Consider the following 22,274-nt stretch of genomic DNA (forward strand, 5'->3'; position numbering starts at 1 on the left):
AGTCCATTCTTCAGTGCCGGATGGACCAGCGGGTCGCGGCCAGGGCCGCCGCTGTCCGGGATGCCGGACTGAGCCCGGCTTCCTCGCCCCAGGCACGCTGACCCACGGACGGGCCGGCCAGGATCAGCTCCGCAGCCAGTTCCGCGATGCCGGACGACGTCTGGAAACCGTAGCCGCCCTGCCCGGCGAGCCAGAAGAATCCGGTGGCTTCGGCGTCGAACCCCACTACCGGGACGCCGTCGGCGGCTTCCGTTCGCAGGCCGGTCCACGCGGACTTCACGTTCCTGATGCCCAGCGTGGTCACCGCATTGAGCCGCGACACCAGCGCCTCGACGTCGCCCGGGTAGGGCTTTGCGTCCTCGGGGCCGCTCGGCACGGATTCCGACGGCGAAATCAGTACGTCGTCGCCTTCCTTCCGGAAGTAGAACGATTCGTCCGCCGCCGCCACCATGGGGCAGGACTCCGGGAGGGAACGTTCGACGTCGACAATCGCCGCGGTGCGGCGGTACGGCTGGAGGCCGAGCTTCTCCACGCCGCTGATCACGGCCAGTTCATCGGCCCAGGCACCGGCGGCATTGACGACTACGCCGGCCTCGAATGCTTCCTGGCCGGCCCCGAGCTCCCAGCCGGAACCCAGCCGCTGTGCGGAATGGACCTTGGCGCCGGTGATGATGTCCACACCGCCCGCCTCGGCCCGCTGCCTGTGGTCCTCCAGCAGCACCGGCGCGTTGCAGGCGAACGAACCGGTGTCCAGGCCGGCGGCAGTGAAGAATCCGGGATCCAGCACGGGGCACAGCGCCAGGGCCTCGTCATGGGAAATCCGGTGCATGTGGCCGCTGGCTTCTTCCCGGACCGAGTCCTCGTCGCCGATCAGCATGAAGCTGCGCGGCGACAGGACTGGAACCTGCAGTTCCGCGTCCCGCGCCGCGATCAGTCCAAGGGTGCGGAGGGTCAGCTCCTGCACCACCACCGGGCCGTAGCTGGGGATCAGTTGCCGGGCCGAACGGGCCGACGTGTGATACGCCAGGGACTGTTCGGCCTCCACGAGCGCCACGCTGCATTTACCGGCCAGGGCGGAGGCCAGGGACAGCCCGGCAATGCCGCCGCCCACAATCACCACATCGTAATTTGCTGACATGACTACATCCTTACACCCGTCAGGACGTCACGTCAGTACCTCAGGCTCCCACCGCGTCGCGGCTGTCCACGAACGCCCTGACGCACGCCTCCACATCCTCGGCGCTGTGCGCTGCGGAGAGCTGGACCCGGATCCGGGCTGCCCCCTTGGGCACCACGGGATAGCTGAAGGCGGTGACGAACACGCCGTGCTGGAGCATCCGGTCCGCCACCTTCGCCGCCATCACGGCGTCCCCGAACATCACCGGCACAATCGCGTGCTCGCCGTCCAGAAGCTCAAAACCTTCTTCCGTCATACGGGTCCGGAACAGCTCGGCGTTGGCGAACAGCGTGGAGCGCAGCTCGGCGGAGTTCTCCACGAGGTCCAGTGCCTTCAGCGTCGCTGCGACGATGGCCGGCGCGAGCGAGTTGGAGAACAGGTAGGGGCGCGCCTTCTGCCGGAGCATGGCCACCACTTCGGCGCGGCCGGAGACGTAGCCGCCGGAGGCGCCGCCCAGTGCCTTGCCGAACGTGCCGGTGTAGATGTCCACCCGGTGGCCCACGCCGGCGTGCTCGGGGGTGCCCGCGCCGGTGGATCCCATGAAGCCCACGGCGTGCGAATCGTCCACCATCACCAGCGCGTCGTACTTCTCGGCCAGGTTGCAGATGGCTTCGAGCGGGGCCAGGTAGCCGTCCATGGAGAACACGCCGTCCGTCACGATGATCTTGCGGCGGGCAGGCTTCCCCTGCGTGGTGGCCTCGATCAGTTTCGCTTCCAGGTCCGCCATGTCGCGGTTGGCGTAGCGGAACCGCTGGGCCTTGCAGAGCCGGATGCCGTCGATGATGGACGCGTGGTTCAGGGCGTCCGAGATGATGGCATCCTCCGCCCCGAAGAGGGACTCGAACACACCGCCGTTGGCATCGAAGCAGCTGGAGAACAGGATGGTGTCCTCGGTGCCCAGGAACCTGGAGACGCGGGCCTCGAGAGCCAGGTGCAGGTCCTGGGTGCCGCAGATGAAGCGCACGCTGGCCATGCCGAAGCCGCGCTCGTCCATGGCTGCCTTGGCAGTGGCGATGATGTCCGGGTGGTCCGCCAGGCCCAGGTAGTTGTTGGCGCAGAAGTTGAGCACGTTGGCCCCGGCCTCGCCGATCTGGCCGGCCGTGATGTGGCTGGCCTGCGGCGAGTCGATGTGGCGTTCGGTCTTGAACAGGCCTGCGGTGCGGATCTCGTCCAGCTCGTTCTGCAGCTGGTCCTTGATGGCTGAATACATGGGGGTTGCTCCTCAGCTGGGTGAATTCGTGGGGTTGTAGCGCCGGGCGGTGCGGGCTAGAAGACGGTCCAGTCGAGGACCACTTTGCCACCCACGCCGGCGCGGGCAATCTCAAAGCCCTTCTCCCAGTCCGTGGCGGGCAGGGTGTCCGTGACCACCGCCGAGATGTTGGCGTGCAGCACCGGGTTGGAGGACAGCATGGCGCTCATCGCGTACCAGGTCTCGAACATTTCCCGGCCGTAGATGCCCTTCATGGTCAGCATATGCGTGACCACCTTGCCCCAGTCGATATCAATGGACTGGCTCGGCAGGCCCAGCATCGCAATCCGGCCGCCGTGGTTCATGTTGTCGATCATCTCCGGCAGGGCGGTGGGGTGGCCGGACATTTCCATGCCGATGTCGAAGCCTTCGCGCATGCCCAGTTCGCGCTGGGCGTCCTTGACCCGCATCTTCGAGACGTCGATGGCGAGGTCCACGCCCAGCTGGCGGGCCAGCTCCAGGCGCGGGGCGGAGACGTCGGTGATGGCGATTTTCCGGGCTCCGGCATGGCGGGCGACGGCGATGGCCATGAGGCCGATGGGCCCTGCGCCCGTGATCAGCACGTCCTCGCCCACGAGCGGGAAGCTCAGGGCCGTGTGGACGGCGTTGCCGAAGGGATCGAAAATGGCGCCCAGTTCGGGGGTGACGGAGGGATCCTGGTGGACCCAGACGTTGGTCTCGGGGATCACCACGTATTCGGCGAAGGCGCCGTCACGCTGGACGCCGACGCTCACGGTGTGGATGCACATCTGCCGCCGGCCGGCGCGGCAGTTCCGGCAGATGCCGCAGACAATGTGCCCTTCGCCGGAGACCCGGTTTCCTACCTTGACGTCGCGGACGTCCTCGCCGATTTCCACTACTTCGCCGTAGAACTCGTGGCCGGCGATCAGGGGCGCCTCGATCATGCCCTGCGCCCAGGCGTCCCAGGACTGGATATGAAGGTCCGTACCGCAGATCCCGGTGGTCATCACGCGGATCTTTACGTCGCCCGGGCCGGTTTCCGGCTCGGGGCGGTCCACCAGCTCAAATCCGGCGTGTGCGCCGGCTTTGTACAGAGCCTTCATTGGCTTCCTAACTCTCGGTGTTGCGTCGTGCGGTGCCCGCGGTGTGTCCGGGCTGGCTCCCTTCATTAGAACCACAAAGAAGCATTAGCACAACCGAATTCTTCTCAATCGACGATTTAGGTTTCGCTAAGCAATAGACTCGGGGCATGGAAATCCATCAGCTGGAAATGCTCCGGGAACTCGGCGCCCTTGGCAGCGTCAAAGCGGTGGCCGAAACGCTCCTGGTCACCCCGTCCGCCGTATCCCAGCAACTGGCTGCACTCCAGCGCAGCGTCGACGTGCCGCTGACCCGCAAGGAGGGCAGGAACCTGGTGCTGACCGAAGCCGGCCAGGCACTGGCCGACGCCGGTGCCGCCGTCGTCAGCGCGATGGCCGATGCGCGGATGGCGATCGGGGCCTACCACGGTTCCACGGTGGCGCCGGTGACGGTGAGCGGTTTCCACAGCGCCGGGCAGGCGCTGTTCGCTCCGCTGGCACGGCTGCTCGACTCGCCGGACAAGCCACGAGTGCTGCTCTCCGACGAGGACGTCGCCCAGCAGGACTTCCCCGCATTGACCGCCCGGTATGACCTCGTCCTGGCGCACCGCATGGACCACAGCCCCCGGTGGCCGGAGGAACGGGTGGCCGTCATCCCGCTCGCACACGAACCGCTGGACGTGGCATTGTCCGCCGGGCACCGGCTGGCGGGCAAGGAAACGCTCACGGCGCACGACGTCGTCGGCGAACCATGGGTGACCAGCCACACAGGCTACTCCCCCGCGGACGTGCTGTCCGCCGTCGCCGCCGTGTCCAGCAGGGAACTGAACATCGTCCACCGGATCAACGACTATTCCACCGTGGCCGGGCTGGTGGCCACGGGCAGCGTGATCGGGCTGCTGCCCCGGCACACCGCGCGGCCTGTGTTGAACCCGGAAATCGTGCTGCGGCCGCTGCAGGGCATCAGCACCCGGCGCCGGATCGACATCCTGGCCAGGCCGGAAAACCTCAAGCGAACCTCGGTGATGATGGTGTGCGAGGCCCTGGAGGACATCATGGCCGGGCTGGTCTCCCCGTAGCCCCGGCCCTCCCCTTAAACCCCAACTGGGTCGCAGTAGATGTCGTTATGAGCGTTCTAAACGACATTAACTGCGACCCAGTTGGGTTAAATCAGGGAACTTAGCCTTCGACGCCGAGGCGCTCCAGGATCAGCTCCTTGACGCGGCCGGCGTCGGCCTGGCCGCGGGTGGCCTTCATGACGGCACCAACAATGGCACCGATCGCCTGCAGCTTGCCGCCGCGGATCTTGTCCGCGACGCCGGGCTGCGCGGCGAGGGCAGCGTCGATGGCTTCGAGGAGGGGCCCGTCGTCGGAGACCACGGCCAGGCCGCGCTTCTCCACGATCTCCGCCGGGGTGCCTTCGCCGGCGAGCACGCCGTCGAGCACTTCGGCGGCCATCTTGTTGTTGATCTTGCCGGCCTCCACCATCTTGTTCAGTTCCACGATGGTTTCGGGCTTGACGCCCAGCTGGCCGGGGTCGACGTCGGCGTTCTTGGCACGCCCCACGATCTCGCCCATCCACCATTTGCGGGCCACGGTGGCCGTGGCGCCGGCGGCGATGGTTTCCTCGATCTCATCCATGACGCCGGCGTTGACCACGTCGCGGAATTCCAGGTCCGAATAGCCCCAGTCGGCCTGCAGGCGCTTGCGGCGCTCGGCCGGCGGCTCGGGCAGGGTGGCGCGCAGTTCCTCCACCCATTCACGGGAAGCCACAATCGGAACCAGGTCCGGCTCCGGGAAGTAGCGGTAGTCATCGGCGTCGGACTTGGCCCGGCCCGACGTCGTCGAGCGGGTGTCCTCGTGCCAGTGGCGCGTTTCCTGGATGACCGGCTCACCGGAGTCCAGGACGGCGGCGTGCCGCTGGATTTCGTAGCGGACGGCGTGTTCGACGGCGCGCAGCGAGTTGACGTTCTTGGTTTCCGAGCGGATGCCGAAGCGTTCGCGGCCGTGCGGGCGCAGCGACACGTTGGCGTCGCAGCGGACGTTGCCGCGCTCCATCTTCGCGTCCGAAACTCCGAGGTTCTTGACGATCTCGCGGACCGCGGCGACGTAGGCCTTGGCCAGTTCCGGGGCACGGCTGCCGGCACCCTGGATCGGCTTGGTGACGATTTCCACCAGCGGAACGCCGGAGCGGTTGTAGTCCACCAGGGAGTAGTCCGCGCCCTGGATGCGGCCTGCGGATCCGCCCATGTGGGTAAGCTTGCCGGCGTCCTCTTCCATGTGGGCGCGTTCGATTTCGACGCGGAACACGGTGCCGTCGGAGAGTTCAATGTCCAGGTAGCCGTCGTACGCGATGGGCTCGTCGTACTGCGAGGTCTGGAAGTTCTTCGGGGTGTCCGGGTAGAAGTAGTTCTTCCGGGCGAAGCGGCAGGTCTCGGCGATCTTGCAGTTGAGCGCCAGGCCGATCTTGATGGAGGACTCGATCGCGGTCTTGTTCACCACGGGCAGCACGCCCGGCATGCCGAGGTCCACCTCGTTGACGTTCGTGTTGGGCTCGTCGCCGAAGACGTTCGGGGCGGAGGAGAACATCTTGGTCTTGGTGTTGAGCTCCACGTGGACCTCGAACCCCAGGACGGGATCGTACTTCTCCATGGCCTCTTCGAAGCTCAGGGTTGCGTCAGTGCTCATTATTTTGCCTCCTGGGTTTCGATCGAAGCGGCCAACTCCGGGGCGCGGTCCAGCAACGGGCCGCCCCACTGCGCCTCGAGCAGCGATTCAAGCACCGCACCTACGCGGTACAGGCGCGCGTCCTGGCGGGCAGGGGCCAGGAGCTGGATGCCGACGGGAAGCCCGTCCTCATCCGCCAGGCCGCCCGGCAGGGACAGCCCCGGGACGCCGGCCATGTTGGCCGGAATGGTGGCGACGTCGTTCAGGTACATGGCCAGGGGGTCGTTCAGCTTCTCACCGAGCTTGAAGGCCGTGGTGGGGGCCGTCGGGGAAATCAGCACGTCGGCCTGGGCGAACGCAGCCTCGAAGTCCCGCTGGATCAGGGTGCGGACCTTCTGGGCAGAGCCGTAGTAGGCGTCGTAGTACCCGGCGCTGAGCGCGTAGGTGCCCAGGATGATGCGGCGCTTCACTTCGTCGCCGAAGCCTGCGGCGCGGGTGGCGCCCATGACGCGTTCGATGGTGAGCGGCGCATCCTTGGGCAGCACGCGCAGGCCGTACCGGACGCCGTCGAACTTTGCCAGGTTGGAGGAAGCCTCCGAGGGCATGATCAGGTAGTAGGCGCCCAGCGCGTACTTGAAGTTGGGGCAGGACACCTCAACGATTTCCGCGCCGGCCTGCTTGAGCAGTTCGAGCGATTCGTTGAAGCGGTTCTCCACACCGGCCTGGTAGCCCTCGCCGTGGAGTTCCTTGATGATGCCGATCTTCATGCCATCCACGTTGCCCGTCCGTGCGGCGGCAACGAGGTCCTCCAGCGGGTCCGGCAGGGACGTGGAGTCATGCGGATCGTGGCCGCCGATGACCTGGTGCAGGAGGGCCGAGTCCAGCACGGTGCGGGAGACCGGACCGATCTGGTCCAGCGAGGAGGCCATGGCGATGGCGCCGTAGCGGGACACGCTGCCGTAGGTGGGCTTGACGCCCACGGTGCCGGTGACGGCGCCGGGCTGGCGGATGGATCCGCCGGTGTCCGTGCCCAAGGCCAGGGGCGCTTCGAAAGCGGCGACGGCGGCAGCGGAGCCGCCGCCCGAGCCGCCCGGGATCCGGTCCAGGTCCCACGGGTTGCGGGTGGGGCCGTAGGCGGAGTGTTCCGTGGAGGACCCCATGGCGAATTCGTCCAGGTTGGTCTTGCCCAGGATGGGCATCTTGGCGTCGCGGAGGCGCTTGACCACCGTGGCGTCGTACGGGCTGTGCCAGCCTTCGAGGATCTTGGAGCCCGCCGTGGTGGGCTGGCCGACGGTGACGATGAGGTCCTTGACGGCGATGGGCACGCCGGCGAGTTCATGGAGCTCTTCAGCTGCCGCGCCGCCGGCGGCGCGGATGGCGTCCACCTCTGCGGCGACGGCGAGCGCCTCCTCGGTGTTGACGTGCAGGAAGGCGTGGACGCCCCGCGGTCCGCCGTCAACCGCTGCGATGCGGTCCAGGTAGGCCTGGGTGACTTCTACGGAAGTGACCTCGCCGGCCGCGAGCTTTTCGGCGAGCGCGGCGGCGGAGAGGCGGATCAGAACGTTGTTCTCAGTCATGTATCAGTCCTCATCCAGGATGGCCGGAACCTTGAAGCGGCCTTCGTATGCGTCAGGGGCGCCGCTCAGGGACTGCTCGGCTGTGAAGGTGTGGCCCACAACGTCCTCGCGGAACACATTCGTCAGCGGAATCGGGTGGGACGTGGCCGGGACATCATCACCGGCGGCTTCACTTACGGACTTCACTGAATCGACGATGACGGCGAGTTCGCCGGCCATCCGGTCCAGCTCTTCAGCACTCATCTCGATGTGCGCGAGACGCGCGAGATGCGCGACGTCGTCGCGGTTGATCGCAGCCATGGATCTCCCCTGCAATGTAGTTTTGGTTTCCCCAATAGTCTACGTTGCAACAGTGTGCCCGCCTGACGACCCCCAGCGGGCGTCAGACGGGCAACACTGACCTGCGGCCCTGCCGCAAGAAGCCAGGCTGCAAGCAGCCGGCAGCCGCAGGCAGCTTTACCCTAGCCGATGCCGATGGCTCCCGTCAGCATTCCAATACCGAGCATTACGAGGGAGACGACGGCGCTGCGCCACAGCACCTTTTTGTGGTGGTCCCCCAGGTCCACCTTGGCCAGGGAAACCAGGAGCAGGATTGCCGGGACCAGCGGGCTCTGCATGTGGAACGGCTGGCCGGTGATGGAGGCACGCGCCATCTCGGCGGCACTGATGCCGTAGTGCGCGGCCGTCTCGCTCAGCACGGGAAGTACGCCGAAGTAGAAGGCATCGTTGCTCATGAAGAACGTCATGGGGATGCTCAGTACACCGGTGATGACTGCCATGAGCGGTCCCATGTCAGAGGGGATGATCTGCACGAGCCACGCGGACATCGCCTCAACCATTCCGGTGCCGGTCAGGACACCGGTCAGGACGGCGGCGGCCATGACCATGCTGACCACGGCCACGATGGACTGTGCGTGGGCCACGAGCTGGGCACCCTGGTCCTTGACGTGCGGGAAGTTGACCAGCAGGGCGATGGCCGAGCCCACCATGAACACGTAAGGCAGGGGCACGAGGTCGGCGATGAGCATGCCCATGACGGCGACGGTGAGGCCCAGGTTGAACCACTGCAGCTTGGGGCGCAGGGTCTTGCGGTTCGGATCCAGGGCGGTGCCCGCCATCGCGGAATCGCGGTCGTCCGCAGTGCTGTCCAGCGGGGTTTCGGTGCGCTCGAGGACTGCTACGGAGGATCCTGCCGGGGAGAGGTCTGCGGGGCCGCCCGTTGCGGGAACGGTGCCGGGACCCTTGCGTCCGCCGCCGGTTCCGGAACCGCCGGCAGTGCTGCCGCCGTCGAACCCTTCAGCGGTATCAGGCACGCCCCAGATTTCCGGCTGGGTGGCGCGGAGGCGGTTGCGTTCCTGCAGGCCGAGCACCCAGGCGAAGACCAGGACGACGGCGAGGCCGCCGATCAGCGACGGGATCATGGGGACGAAGACGTCATTGACGTCGATCTTGAGGGCGCTGGCGGCGCGGGCGGTGGGGCCGCCCCACGGGACGATGTTCATGGTGCCGTTGGCGAGGCCGGCGACGCAGGTGAGGACCACGGGGCTCATCTTCAGCCGGAGGTAGATGGGCAGCATCGCCGCGGTGGTGAGGATGAAGGTGGTGGAGCCGTCGCCGTCCAGGGACACTGCGGCGGCCAGGAGTGCGGTGCCCAGGACCACCTTGGCGGGGTCGTTGCCCAGCTTGCGGAGGATGAACCGCACCAGCGGGTCGAACAGCCCGACGTCGATCATCAGGCCGAAGTAGATGATGGCGAACATCAGCAGCGCGGCGGTGGACGTCATGGACTTCATGGAGTCCAGCACCATGTCCCCGATGCCCAGTCCGGCCCCGGCGAACAGCCCGAAGACGGTGGGGACGATGATCAGCGCCAGCACTGGCGTCAACTTCTTCGTCATGATCAGCACCATGAATACCGCGATCATGGCGAATCCAAGTAATACCAGCACGGCCGGCTCCTTTGTCAGTCAATGGCACCACTCCGGTGTGATGCGCACTACAGACGTTAGAGTGGCCCGCGTCACGGCCGTGCCTTTGGCTCAATTGATTGGCATACTGCTTATTGGGAGCATTTTGCTCATTTAGCTCAGCACCCCCGCTCCGTCACAAAACCCCTCAGGAGGGCAATGAAGCGTCCGGCACCGAGGCAGCCCCTGCGGTTTTCCACCCAGACCCTGCTGCTTCAGCTCGGGGTGGTTCTGCTCGTTGTGCTGCTCAGCGGCGCCGTGCATGCGTGGCTCACCTACGAGCGGCTTGGCCGGGAAGCCGAAAACCAGGCGCTCACCCTGGCCCGCACGGTCGCCTCGGATCCCGCGGTCCGCCGCGAGGTCCAGGCCATCAGCCGCGAGGCGGGCACTCCCCCGGCGCCGGTGCTGCTGGCCGGCCCCCTGATGGCGGTGGCCGAGGGGGCCCGGACCCGCACCGGGGCGTTGTTTGTGGTGATTACGGATGAAACCGGCCTGCGGCTCGCCCACCCGGACGCCGAACGGCTCGGCGAAAAAGTCAGCACGGATCCCTCCGAAGCCCTCTCGGGCAAAGAAGTAACCACCCGGAACACCGGAACGCTGGGACCCTCGGCAGGGGCCAAGGTACCGGTCTTCGCGCCGGACTCGGACACCGTGGTGGGCGAGGTCAGCGTGGGGTATTCCACCGAGAACGTGGTCCAGAGCCTCGCCCGCGACATCACGCCCATTGCGCTGACGGCCGCCGGCTCGCTGCTGGCCGGAATCCTGGCCTCCTTCCTGCTGCGTCGCCGCCTGCAGCGGCTGACGCTCGGCCTGGAACCGGAGGAGATCAGCACGCTGGTCCACGACCAGGTGGCCGTCCTCCAAGGCGTTGACGACGGCGTGATCGGCGTCTCGGCCGATGGCAGGATCAGCGTCTTCAACGCCGCCGCGCAGAGGCTCCTGGGACAGCCGGACCTTGCCGGCACGCCGTGGAAGCAGGCTCCGGTGCCGCAGCAGCTGAAGGCGCTGACCCTGCCGGACGCGGCCGAGGCCGACGCCGTCGAAGTCATCGCCGGTGCCCGCGTCTTGGTGGCCAGCGCCCGCAAGGCGCTGCACCGGCAGGAAGACCTGGGCTGGGTGGTGATGCTCCGCGACCGCACCGAGCTGCAGCACCTGACGCGCCAGCTGGATGCCGTGGGAACCATGTCCACGGCGCTGCGGGCGCAGCGCCATGAATTCGCCAACCAGCTGCACACCATTGCCGGGTTCATGAGCATCGGGCAGCACCAGCAGGCCCGCGACTACCTGGCGCGCCTGGCCGCCACCGGTCCGCTGAAGTTCCCGGTGGACCAGGCCGAACTGCTACAGGACCCGTACCTGCAGGCCTTCGTCGGTGCCAAGGGCGTCGAGGCGGACGAACGCGGCGTGACGCTGCGCATCGGCCCCGAAACGCTGGTGCGCGGCCAGGTCACCGAGCCGCAGGACGTGACCACGGTGCTCGGGAACCTGATCGACAACGCCGTGAACGCCGCCGTCGCCGGCTCCGCGGCGGAGCGCTGGGTGGAAGTGGAACTGCTGGACGAACCGGGGCCCGACGGCGGCACGCTGCACATCGTCGTCGCGGACTCCGGCGACGGCCTGGCCGCTGTCCCGCCGGGCGGCGCGGGCTCGCCAAGCGGAACCGGGGCGGGCGCCGCCGTGGCGGACGCGGTGTTCGCCGAGGGATTCACGACGGCGGCACGGCCGGCCCGTGCCGGCGGCGGGCAGGGACTGGGGCTGGCCCTCGCCCGGCAGCTCGCGCGGCGGCGCGGCGGGGACGTTCGGGTCCTGGAAACCGGCTCCCCCGGCGGCCCGGGCGCCGTGTTTATGGCGACGCTGCCGCGGACCACCGCCGACACGTCCGGGCCGGGGACAGGGCCAGGGGCAGGAACCGCGACCAAGAACACAGTTGGAGAGGACAACCATGCCTGAAGATCTCAGGGTGCTGATTGTGGATGACGATTTCCACGTCGCCAAGCTGCACGCTGCCTACGTGGATTCGGTGGCGGGTTTCATGGCACTCCCGCCCGCGGGGTCGGCGTCGCTGGCGCTGCAGGCCATCCACAGCCTGCGCCCCGACCTGGTGCTGCTGGATGTGTACCTGCCGGACGCGTCCGGCCTTGACCTGCTCGGGCAGCTGGACGTGGACACCATGATCCTGAGTGCGGCGTCGGACGCGGCGTCACTTCGGGTGGCGTTCCGCCGCGGCGCCCTGGGCTACCTGCTGAAGCCGTTCACGGCCGAGTCCCTGTCGCAGCAGCTCCGCTCCTATGCCCGGTACCGGCGGATCCTGGCCCAGCCGGGTGCGCTGGACCAGGACACGGTGGAACGCGCCAAACGCTCGCTGATCCCGGGGGACGTCACCCCGTCCGCCAAGCCGCGCTCCGCCACCGAGGCGGCAGTGCTCGAATCGCTGGAACCCGGTGAGCAGTACTCGGCGGCCGAAGTGGCCGGACGCGTCGGGGTGTCCCGGGCCACCGCCCAGCGGTACCTGTCCTCGCTGGCCGACGACGGCGCCGTCGACATCCAGCTGCGCTACGGAACCACCGGCCGCCCGGAACACCGCTACGGACTGCCGGCCAAATAATTCCCCGACGCGGCACGTTAACCGCCGAATGCCGCAAGGCGGAACAGGCATCCGGAAGCGTGCGTCTAAGCGAGGGACCAGCGAGCACGCAGAGGATGTCGGTTCCGCCTTGCGGGGAGCTGGCTAGCTGGCGCTCTTCTGGGCCACGAGTTCGATTTCGACGAGCATTTCGGGGTCGAGGAACGGCAGCACATGGACCAGGGACAGCGTGGGGCGGATCTCGCCGAACACTTCACCGTGCGCGCGGCCGGCGTCTTCCCACTTGCTGATGTCCGTCAGGTACAGCTTGGACTGCACGACGTCCTCGTAGGCAAACCCGGCTTCTGCCAGGACGGCGCCAAGCTTTTCCAGGATGAACTTTGTCTGGGTGTAGAAGTCCTCGCCCACAATGCCGTTGTCACCGCTCGCCGCAGTGGCAGAAATGTACAGGGTGTGGTCCACCTGGACGGCCCGGGAATAGCCGAGGGTCTGCTCCCATGAGGAGCCGGAGCCGAATGTCTTGCGCATGGGTGTGCCTTTCGATGGTGCCTGGAGTCGGCACCACTTTAGGGCGGCTACACGTCGAGCCGGTAAACCAGCAGCTTTATGTCGGTGTCCGACACGAACCAGTCGCGTTCGGGAACGCGCTGGAAGCCTGTTTTCCGGTACAGCCCGTGGGCGCTTTCCCAGGTGCGGCCGGTGGTCAGCGCCACGGCCTTGACCCCTTCCAGTGACTTCGCATGCGCAATGATCGCCTCGACCATGGCCTTGCCGGCGCCGCTGCGCTGCACCGACGGATCCACCACCAGCATGCGGAATTCGAGTTCGTCCGGCCGGGCGATGTCCGCAAACGGTTCACCGGCGACGGCGAGAGTCACCGAACCGACGATGCGCCCCGCCCGCTCGGCTACCCAGATGGTGGCCTGCCGTGCCCGTGTGGCGACATCCTGGATCTGCTGCATGTACGGGTGGTCGGCACTCGCGAAGTAGCCCGCGGCGAGGTAGGCGTCCCGCGTAATGCGGGCCACGGCGTCGAAATCTGCCGGGACGGCCGGGCGAATGAGGATCTGCGAATGCACTTATCCATGGTAGTCGCCGGCAACACCCGGGCCGCCCGAAAAGGCCCTTTCCGTGACTGAACTATCAGTATGCGCGGAACGGGCCCCTCACGGCGGGTGGCTCAGAGCGGGAACTTGCCCGACAGCTCAAGGGTCCCGGCGCACGTCCACGCCGCGAGGCGTTCATCGTCCGACGGTCCGCCGTCCAGGGGACTCGTGAGGCGCGGCCGGCGGACCCAGCATCCGGCCTCCTCGGCGATGAGCGCACCGGCCGAAAAGTCGTGCTCGTTGAGCCCGCGTTCGCCGAAGGCATCGTGGGTTCCGTCGGCCACAAGGCACAGGTCCAGCGCAGCCGAGCCCAGCCGGCGGATGTCGGCGAAACCCTCCATGAACCCGCCGAGGGCCTCGGCCTGTTCGGCACGGATGCCGGGATCGTAGCTGAAACCGGTCGCCAGGATTTGACCCGCACGGCCCGGAACGGGACCCGTGAGTTGGGTCCGCTGCCCTCGCTCCTCCAGCCACGCCCCTCCGCCGCGCGAGGCGTAGTAGACGCGGCCCAGTGCCGGGGCATTCACGACGCCGGCCAGCCAGGTGCCGTCGGGATCGGCCACCGCCACTGAGGTGCCGTAGTAGACGATGTTTCGGATGAAGTTGGTGGTGCCGTCCAGCGGGTCGATGGACCAGCGGTATCCGCTGGGATTGGCCCGGCTGAGGGTGCCGTGTTCCTCGCCGGTGACTGTGTCCTGCGGCCTGACGCGGTTGATCACCTCGCGCACGGCGTTCTCGGCGGCGACGTCGAAGGCCGTGACCCAGTCCCCGGAGGCTCCCTTGTTGCTGACGTCCAGGGCTTCGGCGTTGCGGGTGGCGAGCACGGCGGCCCCGGCGGCGGCAGCCGTCTTTGCCACCTCCAGCAGGTCGGCGGGGGTGATGCTCATTCCGACGGCGCTTCCTGGTGGTCTTCCGCTGCGCCGGTGTTGTGGGCCTCATCCGACGCGTCGTTGGCACCTTCCGGGCCTGCGGGGCCGTTCGCCAGGAGCGCGCGGAAGCCGTCCTCGTCCAGCACCGGCACACCGAGCTGCTCGGCCTTGTCCAGTTTTGTGCCGGCGTTCTCGCCCGCCACGACGTAGCTGGTGTTCTTGGAGACGGATCCGGCGGCCTTGCCGCCACGGATGAGGATAGCTTCCTTGGCCTCGTCCCGGCTGAAGCCTTCGAGGCTTCCGGTCACCACGATGGTGAGGCCTTCCAAGGTTCGCGGAGTGGATTCGTCCTGCTCATCCGCCATCCGCACACCGTCTTCGGCCCAGCTGTCCACAATTTCACGGTGCCAGTCCTCGGCGAACCACTCCTTCAGGGCAGCGGCGATCACCGGGCCCACACCGTCGACGTGGGCGAGGTCCTCCTCCGAGGCCTGGCGGATGGCGTCCATCGAGCCGAAGGCCGTGGCGAGCGCCCGTGACGCCCGGGGCCCGACGTGCCGTATGGACAGCGCCACAAGGACGCGCCACAGCGGCTGGGTCTTGGCCTTCTCCAGTTCGCTGAAGAGTTTTTCCGTAGTGGCTGTGGGCTTGGACGGCGACTTGGCCGTGCCCTTGCTGTAGAAGTACGGCACGAGTTCGAATTCCCCGGTGGCCACGCCCTTGGACCGCTTCTCGCGGCGGATCCGGACGTCGGCCAGGTCTTCTCGGGTGAGCCGGAAGAGCGTGGCTTCGCTCGTCAGCGGCGGCGTTTCGGGTTCGGCCGGCTGGGTCAGGGCTATCGCGGCTTCCCAGCCCAGGGCCTCGATGTCGAAGGCACCGCGGCTGGCAACGTGGAAGACGCGTTCGCGCAGCTGGGCGGGGCAGGACCGCGAGTTGGGGCAGCGGATGTCCACGTCGCCCTCTTTCCCGGGGGCGAGCGGAGTCCCGCAGGACGGGCACTCAGTGGGCATGACAAAGTCCCGCACCGGCGGGTCCTGCTGGTCCCTGAGCGCAAGCACCGGGCCCACGATCTCCGGGATGACGTCCCCGGCCTTCCGGAGGACCACGATGTCGCCGATTTTCACGCCCTTGGCTTTGACGACGTCCTGGTTGTGCAGGGTTGCCATTCCCACGGTGGATCCGGCCACCTTGACCGGTTCCATGATGCCGAAGGGGGTGACCCGGCCGGTGCGGCCCACGTTGACTGCGATGTCCAGGAGCTTGGTGTGCACTTCCTCCGGCGGGTACTTGTAGGCCACAGCCCAGCGCGGCACCCTCGAGGTGTACCCGAGCGCGCGCTGCGTGGCGAAGTCGTCCACCTTGACCACGATGCCGTCGATCTCATGCGTGAGGCTGTGCCGCTTGTCGCCGTAGCGTTTGATGAAGTCGAGCACTTCCTTGAGGCTGCCGAGAACCTCGAAGTACGGGCTGGTGGGGAGGCCCCACTCGGCGAGCTGGCGGTAGGTGTCCGACTGGCTGACGGTATCCAGCCCCTCGCGGGCGCCGATGCCGTGCACGTACATGCGCAGCGGGCGCTTGGCGGTTTCTGCCGGGTCCTTCTGCCGGAGCGAACCGGCGGCGGCGTTGCGCGGGTTGGCCAGCGGCGCCTTGCCCGCCTCGATCAGCGCTTCGTTGAATTCGGCAAAGGCCTTGGAGGGGATGAACACCTCGCCACGAACCTCCATCTCAGCCGGGTAGTTCCCGCCGGTCAGCTGCTGCGGGATCTCCTTGATGGTCAGCACATTGTGGGTGATGTCCTCGCCGGTGTAGCCGTCTCCCCGCGTGGCTGCGCGGACCAGCTTGCCGTCGCGGTAGAGCAGGTTCACTGCCAGTCCGTCGATCTTGAGTTCGGTGAGCCAGGCGGGTCCGGCCGTGCCGTTTCCGAGTTTGGCGACGGATGCTTCCGCCTTGGCGATCCAGGCTTCGAGTTCCTCGAGGGAAAAGACGTCCTCGAGGCTGTACATCCGCTGCAGGTGTTCGACGGCGGTAAAGGCGGCGGACACTTCGCCGCCCACCTCCTGGGTGGGCGAATCGTTGGCCACCAGCTCCGGGTGCATGGCTTCCAGGGTTTCGAGGCGCCGGAAGAGTTCGTCGAAGTCAGCGTCCGAAATGATAGGCGCGTCCTCCTGGTAGTACGCGAAGCGGTGCTTGCGGACCTCTTCGACCAGGTTTTCGTATTCCTCGCGCACTGCGCCGGAGGGGACTTTTTCCTGCCCTGTACCTGCCGCGGTGGTGTCCTGCGTTTCCGTGTCTGCTGCCGTGTTCCCTGTGCTCACAGACCTATCCTGCCTTAGATCGCCGACAATGTCTGGCTCCCGGCGCGCAGAAGCCCCGGACGCAATGGTGCGTCCGGGGCCTCTCTTCCGGCGTTACAAGGGCCGGGCGTTCCTAGCGCGAAGCCTCTTCCTGCTGGGCGGCGTTCTTGGTTGCCTGCTTGCCGGCTTCCTCCAGCGCCTGCGCCACCTTGGCCAGCGCCGTCACGTGCGAACCGGACCATTCGCTGCGGAACTTCTCCGCGTCCGGGCCCTTCCAGTCCGTGCCGTTGAGAGCCTTCGTCAGCAGCGACTTCTGCTTCTCAAGCTCCGACGAACCAGCCTGAAGCTTGGTTCCGAGCGCCTTGAGCTGAACAATGTCTGCACCCCAAATAGCCATTAGTTTTCTCCTTCAGTCAACGGATCCGATCCGATCGGCATCCCCAGCGGCCTCCGGCTCATCCGGAAGATCCATTACCTAGAAACTATCCCGCGGCCCGAGGTTCCGTCGATGGGCACCGCTCCCCATGCACCGCTCCCCATACGGCACTTCCCGTGCCGCTCACCTCGCCGCTCCGGCCCGGCTCAGGTCCGGATCGGCCTGGCTGCGGTTTTCCGGCGGCAGCGCAATCTGCAGCTTGCGGACCTTGCCGCGGCCCACGATGTAGCCGCGGCCCGGGATGAAGTCGGAACTGATCTTGCCCAGCGATGTGCTGAGCAGGCTGTCGCCCTCGATGTCTCCCGGGTTGATCAGCAGTCCGCGCCGGCCGGATTTGAACGGCTGCGACAGTGACCACGCCGAGGACCAGGTGGAGGTCTCGGACTCGCCCACCACCCACTGGTCGGCCTTGATGGACGTGGTGACCAGCTGCTCGATGCCGGACTCGGCGCCCGTGTCAGTGAACTCGGTCAGGCCTTCGATGAAGATGGCAAGCCGGCCCGGGTTCTCCGAGGAGTGGTCCACCAGCGCGTCGATAGCCTCTTCGACGTCGTCAGCGCCGACAAGCGTCCGGTTCCAGACCTTCAGCGATGCGACGGCGGACCTGCGGGAGCCGATATAGATCAGCTCGGTACCGGGGTTGGACCGGCGCAGCGCATAGGCCATGGTGACCAGTGCCACCGTGCGGCCGGCACCCGGCGGACCCGCCACGAGCAGCGGTCCCTTGGCCATGATTTCGGCCGGCTGGAGGGTCTCGTCGTCCACACCGATGACCGGCAGGTCCGGGCTTCCGGCGGGAAGGATGTCCAGGTCCACCTGCTCGGGCAGGCGTTCGATCTGGGGCGCCTTCTCCACCCCCTGGCGCAGCATGGCTTCGCTGAGCTTGTGGACTTCGCGGGCCTGGAGGGCCAGGTTCGAGTCGCCGCCGAGCACGGCAAGCTGGACCTCGTGCGTTCCCAGCAGGCCGCGGCCCGGGGGCGAAGCCTGGTTCAGGACGTCCTTGGGCACGTCCAGCGAAATGTAGTCGTCTTCGGAGGAGAGCCGCAGGACCAGGCGCCGCTGGATGGAAGCCAGCAACGACGCCGGGACGGAGTTGGGGCGGTCACCGGTGACAACCAGGTGGATGCCCAGCGGCCGTCCATCCGTTGCCAGCTGCAGGAAAATGTCCCACAGGGCGGACAGGCGGCTGTATTCGTAGGCCTCGCGGAAGCTGGACATGCCGTCCACCAGGATGAAGATCCGTTTCTCGTCCGGATCGTTGGCCAGCTTCCGGTATTCCACGATGGTGGAGGCCCGGACGTCGGCGTAGCGGGCGGCGCGGTCGTCTGCCACGTCGCGCAGCCACCGCAGCAGCCTGCCCACGCGTTCGACGTCGTCTCCGTTGATGATCTCGCCCACATGCGGGAGTCCGTCGAGCATCTTCAGTCCGGAGGAACCACAGTCGATGCCGTAGACGTGGACCGGGCCTCCGCGCGGGGTGACCGCAGCAGCGATGGCGATGCCCCGCAGGGCGGCTGACTTGCCCGAGCCGCCCGTTCCGTAGATGGCCATGTTGCCGTCTTTGTCCGGCTCGTAGAAGACGGTGGGCTGGTCCTGGCGGGCGGGGTCGTCCGCCACGCCCAGGAGGAGGCGCTCGTCCGTCCTCGGATTGGGGAGCTTGGAGAAATCGTAGGTCTTGGCCAGCTCGTTGAGCCACGGTTTCCGCGGCGGAGCAATGGACAGCACCTCCGCTGCCTTGATGATGTTCGCCGTCATGCGGGCGATGTCGTTGGGCCCGGCAGGCTCCTCCCGCACCGGCTTCTCAGGCGCCGGTGCGGCCCAGCTGGGTCCCGAGCCGAAGGCCATCTCCACAATGTCGATCTGCGGGGTCTGCGGCTTGTCCGTGGTCCAGCCGCCCGCGTAGCCGGTCTGGAAGCCCTGGATCCGGCCGGGCCCGGTCTTGGCGGCGCCGCGGCCCGGGATCGACGGGTCGAAGTAGGCCGCGGTGGGTACGCCGAGGATGTCCGTGGCGTCGTCCTCGTCGGCCATGCGCAGGGCAACCCGGAGGTTGGTGTTGGCGCGCAGGCTTTCCTTGATCACGCCGGCGGGCCGCTGGGTGGCAAGGATCAGGTGCAGGCCAAGCGACCGGCCGCGGGCGGCAACATCCACCACGCCGTCCACGAACTCCGGGACTTCGGTGGCCAGGGCGGCAAATTCGTCCACGATGATGATGAGGTAGGGCGGAGCTTCGGGGTCCGCCTCCCGCTGGAGGCCCAGCAGGTCCTTGGCCTTCTTCCGGTTGAGCAGGTGCTCCCGGTAGTGCAGCTCCGCCCGCAGGGACGTCAGCGCACGGCGCACCAGGTGCTGGGAGAGGTCCGTCACCAGCCCCACGGTGTGGGGCAGGTGCAGGCAGTCGGCGAAGGCGGCACCGCCCTTGTAGTCGACGAACAGGAAGCTCACGCGGTCCGGGCTGTAGGCGGCGGCCATGCCCATCACCCAGGACTGCAGGAATTCGGACTTTCCGGCGCCGGTGGTGCCTCCCACCAGCGCGTGCGGCCCCTCGTTCTTCAGGTCCAGGTACAGCGCTTCGATGCCTTTGGATCCCACCAGGGCACGGAGCGTGCCGTTGTCCTTGCGGTTTGCGACAGCGGTGGCGTGGACGGAGTTGTTCTCTTTCCAGCGGTCCGCCACCGCCTGGGGGTTGTCCATGAAGTCCTTGCCGATCAGGCTCACGTAGGACACCGCGCGGGGAAGGTCGGAGTCGTCGTCCACGGGTTTGCCCACGTCGATCACGGGAGACAGCATCCGGGCCAGCTGGGCGGCCAGTTCGGCGTCGAGGCTTTCGCAGCTCACCGGGTACGTGTGCCGGCCAAGCCGGACCTGGCCGGTGGTGGTTCCGTGGTCGCCGTCCACCACCATGAAGTCGCGGCACGCGGCCGGGAGGGACTGGACGCTGGTGGCCACCCACATGACGTGGACACCCGAATCCGGGCCGCGTTCCACCAGCCTGGTCAGCCGTCCGCGGTCAACGGGAGCGTCGTCTTCGACGATAACCAGGACGGAGGGCAGCACGGGTCCGGGGATGTCGCCGTCCTCTCCCTTGATGCCGGGCCGCGGCACGGGGCGCGGTGTCCGGGCGCCTGCTTCGCGCTGGTCGATGAGGTCCTCGAGCCGGGCCAGCAGCGAGGAGCCGCCGGCCGGTCCGGCCGCGAGGTGGTCGCCGCTGAGCGGGCTGTGGCCGGAGCCGACGTGCGGCAGCCACTGAAGCCAGTTCCAGCGTTCCCTCGATTTGGCCGACGTGATGGCTGTGACCACCACTTCGGCGGGGGAATGAAGCCCCACGGTCTGCAGGACCATGCCGCGGGCAACGTCGTCCACGAGGCCGCGTGAACCTGCGAGCCCGAAGGCGCCGGCGGAGCGGAGCTGGGAGACGACGGGAACGCCTTCAATGTCCCGGAACTGTTTGAGGCAGGCCTGGATTTCCTGCATGTACTCGGCTTCGGTTTCGTTGTTGCCGGGCTCTTCGAACGGGATGCGGGACGGCGCGGTCCCCAGCCCGAAGCGCAGGCCCAGGAACCCGTTGTGCTCCGGCCGGTGCGTCCAGAGCAGCGGTCCGAGCTTGTAGATGGAATCCACGGTGTCGCTGACGGAGGGTGCTTCCTGGAGGCGCACGGACCGTTCGATGTGCTGGAGCTCGGTGATGTCCTTGCGGAAAGCCGCCATGGCTTCGCGGAACTGCTTGAGCTGTTCCTTGCGTTCCCGCTTGCTTTGCATCTTTTGGTCCACGTAGTGGCCGATGATGAACAGCGGCATCATCATCATGAAGAGCACGGACAAAATGTTGCTCGTGACGGCGAACAGGACGGCGCCCATCATAAGCGGCGCGATCAGCATGATGTAGGGGAACGGGTGGTGCTCCTGGCGCTTGGGCCCGGCCGGCAGCACCCGCTTGGGCGGGGCGAAGCGCGGCACCACGCGGGGCGAGCGGTTGAAGTCCACCAAGGGCGACGTCGGCGCGCCGCCGTGGTGGCCAAGGCCCACCACGGAGACGGTCGTGTCGCCCAGGGTAACCGTGTCTGAGGAGTTCAGTGTTGCCCGGGTGACCGGCAGCCCGTCCATGATCAGGCCGTTGGCGGAATTCGTGTCCACGATTTCCACGGTCTCCCCCACCGTGACGCGGGCATGCCGCTTGGAGGTCATGGGGTCCGAGAGCCGGATGTCGACGTCCCGGTCCCGGCCGATGTAACTGGTGCCGGTGGGCAGCGAAAATTCCTGCCCGACGTCGGGCCCGAACAACACCCGGAGCGTCGCAGCGGCGGGTCCGCGGTTGGCGCCCGGTGCCGCAAACTGCTCGCTGACCTGGGTCAGCGAAACTATGGACCCGGGCCGGAGCCCCGATTCCAGCAGGTTGTCCGTGCGGTTGAGGATGTTGCCGCGCATCCCGCCGGCCACGAAGGCTTCATCGATGCAGAGCGACAGGTTCTCCGGCGGCCGGGTGCCCCGGCGTTCAGGATCGGCGGCCCACAGCTGGGTGGCGATGTCCGCCACAGTTGCCAGGCCGTCCACGGTTACGGCGAGGTCTTTGGCGTCGGCCGGGTCCCGGCGCAGTGTCAGGCGGATTTTCACCCTTCGTCGACCCCCCTCATTTTTTCGATCAGGTACAGGTCGTCAGCGGTCACAAGGTGCGACGTCACGGCGTGTTCGACCAGCCGCGCGCGCCGGTTGGTGGCCAGCTTGCCGCCGCCGCCGCGGAGGCCGGCGACGCCGACGCGGTCCAGTTTGTCGCACACGTTATCCAGCTTTCTGTTGAACCGGGTCAGTGCCCAGCCCAGGGTCTTGGCGGCAGACGCCGATGACGGGATGGCACTGAACCCTGTGCCGTCCCGCCGCAGCATGGGCTCGGCCAGGGCAACGATCAGCGCCTTTTGGGAGTCGGTGAAGACGACCGGTCCGATGGTTGTATCCCCGCCGCTCTCGTCTTCGGGGGCCTCCTGCCGGAACGAGGGCGTCTTGAGGTGGACGGCAAACTCGTAGGTGGTGGGGCCTGCGGTGAAAATTACGTTGGTGTGGCTGAAGACGAGGGGGATGCGGGCGCCGGGCGAGAGCCAGGCCTGCATCCCGCCGGTTCCGTCCGCCACCGTCGCCGAGAGCATGCTGCCCACATTGCTGAGCCACCAGATGCCGTCGTAGCGGGCGATCTGGAGGAACCGCCGGTGCAGGTACGGGTTATCATCGACTTCCAGGTCGCCCTCGCGTCCGATGCTGAAGACGTCCTCGTCCGACGGCTCGTACCATTCGCCACAGAAATCTACTGCTAGATCCCCCATAT

17 protein-coding genes are annotated in these 22,274 nt (G+C 67.3%); 3 read left to right on the forward strand and 14 right to left on the reverse strand.

Annotated elements, in window-relative coordinates; translation table 11 throughout:
• Positions 1 to 10: 10 nt before the first annotated feature.
• From AC6JAC_RS15265 to tdh, 3 genes are read right to left on the reverse strand one after another with little or no spacing between them, the layout of a single operon-like run.
• Positions 11 to 1,138, reverse strand: a complete 1,128-nt coding sequence (locus AC6JAC_RS15265) for an NAD(P)/FAD-dependent oxidoreductase (protein ID WP_028272561.1) — start codon at positions 1,136 to 1,138, stop codon at positions 11 to 13.
• Positions 1,139 to 1,178: 40 nt separating this feature from the next.
• On the reverse strand, positions 1,179 to 2,387 hold the full coding sequence (locus tag AC6JAC_RS15270; protein ID WP_028272562.1) for a glycine C-acetyltransferase: 1,209 nt from the start codon (positions 2,385 to 2,387) through the stop codon (positions 1,179 to 1,181).
• Positions 2,388 to 2,443: 56 nt separating this feature from the next.
• The gene (tdh, locus tag AC6JAC_RS15275) at positions 2,444 to 3,490 is read right to left on the reverse strand and encodes an L-threonine 3-dehydrogenase (protein WP_028272563.1); all 1,047 of its coding nucleotides are present in this window, start codon (positions 3,488 to 3,490) and stop codon (positions 2,444 to 2,446) included.
• A 146-nt stretch (positions 3,491 to 3,636) separates the two neighbouring features.
• On the opposite strand from tdh, the gene AC6JAC_RS15280 reads away from it, so the two are divergent.
• Positions 3,637 to 4,545, forward strand: a complete 909-nt coding sequence (locus AC6JAC_RS15280) for a LysR family transcriptional regulator (RefSeq protein ID WP_028272564.1) — start codon at positions 3,637 to 3,639, stop codon at positions 4,543 to 4,545.
• Between the two features lie 100 nt (positions 4,546 to 4,645).
• Here AC6JAC_RS15280 and gatB read toward each other — a convergent pair whose 3' ends face one another.
• From gatB to AC6JAC_RS15300, 4 genes are all read right to left on the reverse strand, one after another.
• Entirely contained in the window at positions 4,646 to 6,154 is a 1,509-nt protein-coding gene (gene gatB, locus AC6JAC_RS15285) for an Asp-tRNA(Asn)/Glu-tRNA(Gln) amidotransferase subunit GatB (RefSeq protein WP_028272565.1), read from the reverse strand.
• Positions 6,154 to 7,710 (reverse strand): Asp-tRNA(Asn)/Glu-tRNA(Gln) amidotransferase subunit GatA, encoded by a 1,557-nt coding sequence (gene gatA, locus AC6JAC_RS15290; RefSeq protein ID WP_028272566.1) that lies wholly within the window; start codon positions 7,708 to 7,710, stop codon positions 6,154 to 6,156. Before gatA ends, gatB begins: the two co-directional genes overlap by 1 nt.
• Positions 7,711 to 7,713: 3 nt before the next feature.
• A complete protein-coding gene (gene gatC / locus AC6JAC_RS15295; protein ID WP_028272567.1) occupies positions 7,714 to 8,010 on the reverse strand; it encodes an Asp-tRNA(Asn)/Glu-tRNA(Gln) amidotransferase subunit GatC in 297 nt (98 codons plus the stop codon).
• A 161-nt stretch (positions 8,011 to 8,171) separates the two neighbouring features.
• On the reverse strand, positions 8,172 to 9,659 hold the full coding sequence (locus tag AC6JAC_RS15300; RefSeq protein WP_028272568.1) for a CitMHS family transporter: 1,488 nt from the start codon (positions 9,657 to 9,659) through the stop codon (positions 8,172 to 8,174).
• 177 nt (positions 9,660 to 9,836) lie between these two features.
• Between AC6JAC_RS15300 and AC6JAC_RS15305 the strand changes: the two genes are divergently transcribed.
• Complete coding sequence (locus tag AC6JAC_RS15305; protein ID WP_028272569.1) at positions 9,837 to 11,627, forward strand: sensor histidine kinase; 1,791 nt, start codon at positions 9,837 to 9,839, stop codon at positions 11,625 to 11,627.
• Positions 11,620 to 12,282: a response regulator gene (locus AC6JAC_RS15310; RefSeq protein ID WP_028272570.1), complete on the forward strand. Its 663-nt coding sequence runs from the start codon at positions 11,620 to 11,622 to the stop codon at positions 12,280 to 12,282. Before AC6JAC_RS15305 ends, AC6JAC_RS15310 begins: the two co-directional genes overlap by 8 nt.
• 123 nt (positions 12,283 to 12,405) lie before the next feature.
• Here the strand turns inward: AC6JAC_RS15310 and AC6JAC_RS15315 are convergent, their stop codons facing one another.
• The 7 genes from AC6JAC_RS15315 to AC6JAC_RS15345 all read right to left on the reverse strand — a co-directional run bounded on the left by AC6JAC_RS15315 (position 12,406) and on the right by AC6JAC_RS15345 (position 22,272).
• Entirely contained in the window at positions 12,406 to 12,789 is a 384-nt protein-coding gene (locus tag AC6JAC_RS15315; protein WP_497965284.1) for a RidA family protein, read from the reverse strand.
• Positions 12,790 to 12,836: 47 nt separating this feature from the next.
• Positions 12,837 to 13,340: a GNAT family N-acetyltransferase gene (locus AC6JAC_RS15320; RefSeq protein WP_497965286.1), complete on the reverse strand. Its 504-nt coding sequence runs from the start codon at positions 13,338 to 13,340 to the stop codon at positions 12,837 to 12,839.
• Between the two features lie 101 nt (positions 13,341 to 13,441).
• A complete protein-coding gene (locus tag AC6JAC_RS15325) occupies positions 13,442 to 14,254 on the reverse strand; it encodes an inositol monophosphatase family protein (RefSeq protein ID WP_454698027.1) in 813 nt (270 codons plus the stop codon).
• Positions 14,251 to 16,551 (reverse strand): NAD-dependent DNA ligase LigA, encoded by a 2,301-nt coding sequence (gene ligA, locus AC6JAC_RS15330; RefSeq protein WP_497965288.1) that lies wholly within the window; start codon positions 16,549 to 16,551, stop codon positions 14,251 to 14,253. The genes AC6JAC_RS15325 and ligA overlap by 4 nt, the downstream gene beginning before the upstream one ends.
• Positions 16,552 to 16,663: 112 nt before the next feature.
• Positions 16,664 to 16,927 (reverse strand): hypothetical protein, encoded by a 264-nt coding sequence (locus AC6JAC_RS15335; protein WP_028271394.1) that lies wholly within the window; start codon positions 16,925 to 16,927, stop codon positions 16,664 to 16,666.
• Positions 16,928 to 17,089: 162 nt separating this feature from the next.
• Positions 17,090 to 21,571 carry a type VII secretion EssC family protein gene (locus tag AC6JAC_RS15340; RefSeq protein WP_497965290.1) on the reverse strand — a complete coding sequence of 1,494 codons (4,482 nt, stop codon included), beginning with the start codon at positions 21,569 to 21,571 and terminating at the stop codon, positions 17,090 to 17,092.
• A complete protein-coding gene (locus AC6JAC_RS15345) occupies positions 21,568 to 22,272 on the reverse strand; it encodes a hypothetical protein (RefSeq protein ID WP_028272895.1) in 705 nt (234 codons plus the stop codon). Before AC6JAC_RS15345 ends, AC6JAC_RS15340 begins: the two co-directional genes overlap by 4 nt.
• Positions 22,273 to 22,274 lie beyond the last annotated feature (2 nt).

This window comes from Arthrobacter sp. KUASC02 (assembly GCF_059739395.1).

Coding starts and splice junctions, on each gene's coding strand:
- AC6JAC_RS15325 (WP_454698027.1), bottom strand. CDS start 14,254: ATGAGCATCACCCCCGCCGACCTGCTGGAGGTGGCAAAGACGGCTGCC.
- AC6JAC_RS15310 (WP_028272570.1), top strand. CDS start 11,620: ATGCCTGAAGATCTCAGGGTGCTGATTGTGGATGACGATTTCCACGTC.
- AC6JAC_RS15270 (WP_028272562.1), bottom strand. CDS start 2,387: ATGTATTCAGCCATCAAGGACCAGCTGCAGAACGAGCTGGACGAGATC.
- AC6JAC_RS15315 (WP_497965284.1), bottom strand. CDS start 12,789: ATGCGCAAGACATTCGGCTCCGGCTCCTCATGGGAGCAGACCCTCGGC.
- tdh (WP_028272563.1), bottom strand. CDS start 3,490: ATGAAGGCTCTGTACAAAGCCGGCGCACACGCCGGATTTGAGCTGGTG.
- AC6JAC_RS15280 (WP_028272564.1), top strand. CDS start 3,637: ATGGAAATCCATCAGCTGGAAATGCTCCGGGAACTCGGCGCCCTTGGC.
- gatB (WP_028272565.1), bottom strand. CDS start 6,154: ATGAGCACTGACGCAACCCTGAGCTTCGAAGAGGCCATGGAGAAGTAC.
- AC6JAC_RS15265 (WP_028272561.1), bottom strand. CDS start 1,138: ATGTCAGCAAATTACGATGTGGTGATTGTGGGCGGCGGCATTGCCGGG.
- AC6JAC_RS15345 (WP_028272895.1), bottom strand. CDS start 22,272: ATGGGGGATCTAGCAGTAGATTTCTGTGGCGAATGGTACGAGCCGTCG.
- gatA (WP_028272566.1), bottom strand. CDS start 7,710: ATGACTGAGAACAACGTTCTGATCCGCCTCTCCGCCGCCGCGCTCGCC.
- AC6JAC_RS15335 (WP_028271394.1), bottom strand. CDS start 16,927: ATGGCTATTTGGGGTGCAGACATTGTTCAGCTCAAGGCGCTCGGAACC.
- gatC (WP_028272567.1), bottom strand. CDS start 8,010: ATGGCTGCGATCAACCGCGACGACGTCGCGCATCTCGCGCGTCTCGCG.
- AC6JAC_RS15305 (WP_028272569.1), top strand. CDS start 9,837: ATGAAGCGTCCGGCACCGAGGCAGCCCCTGCGGTTTTCCACCCAGACC.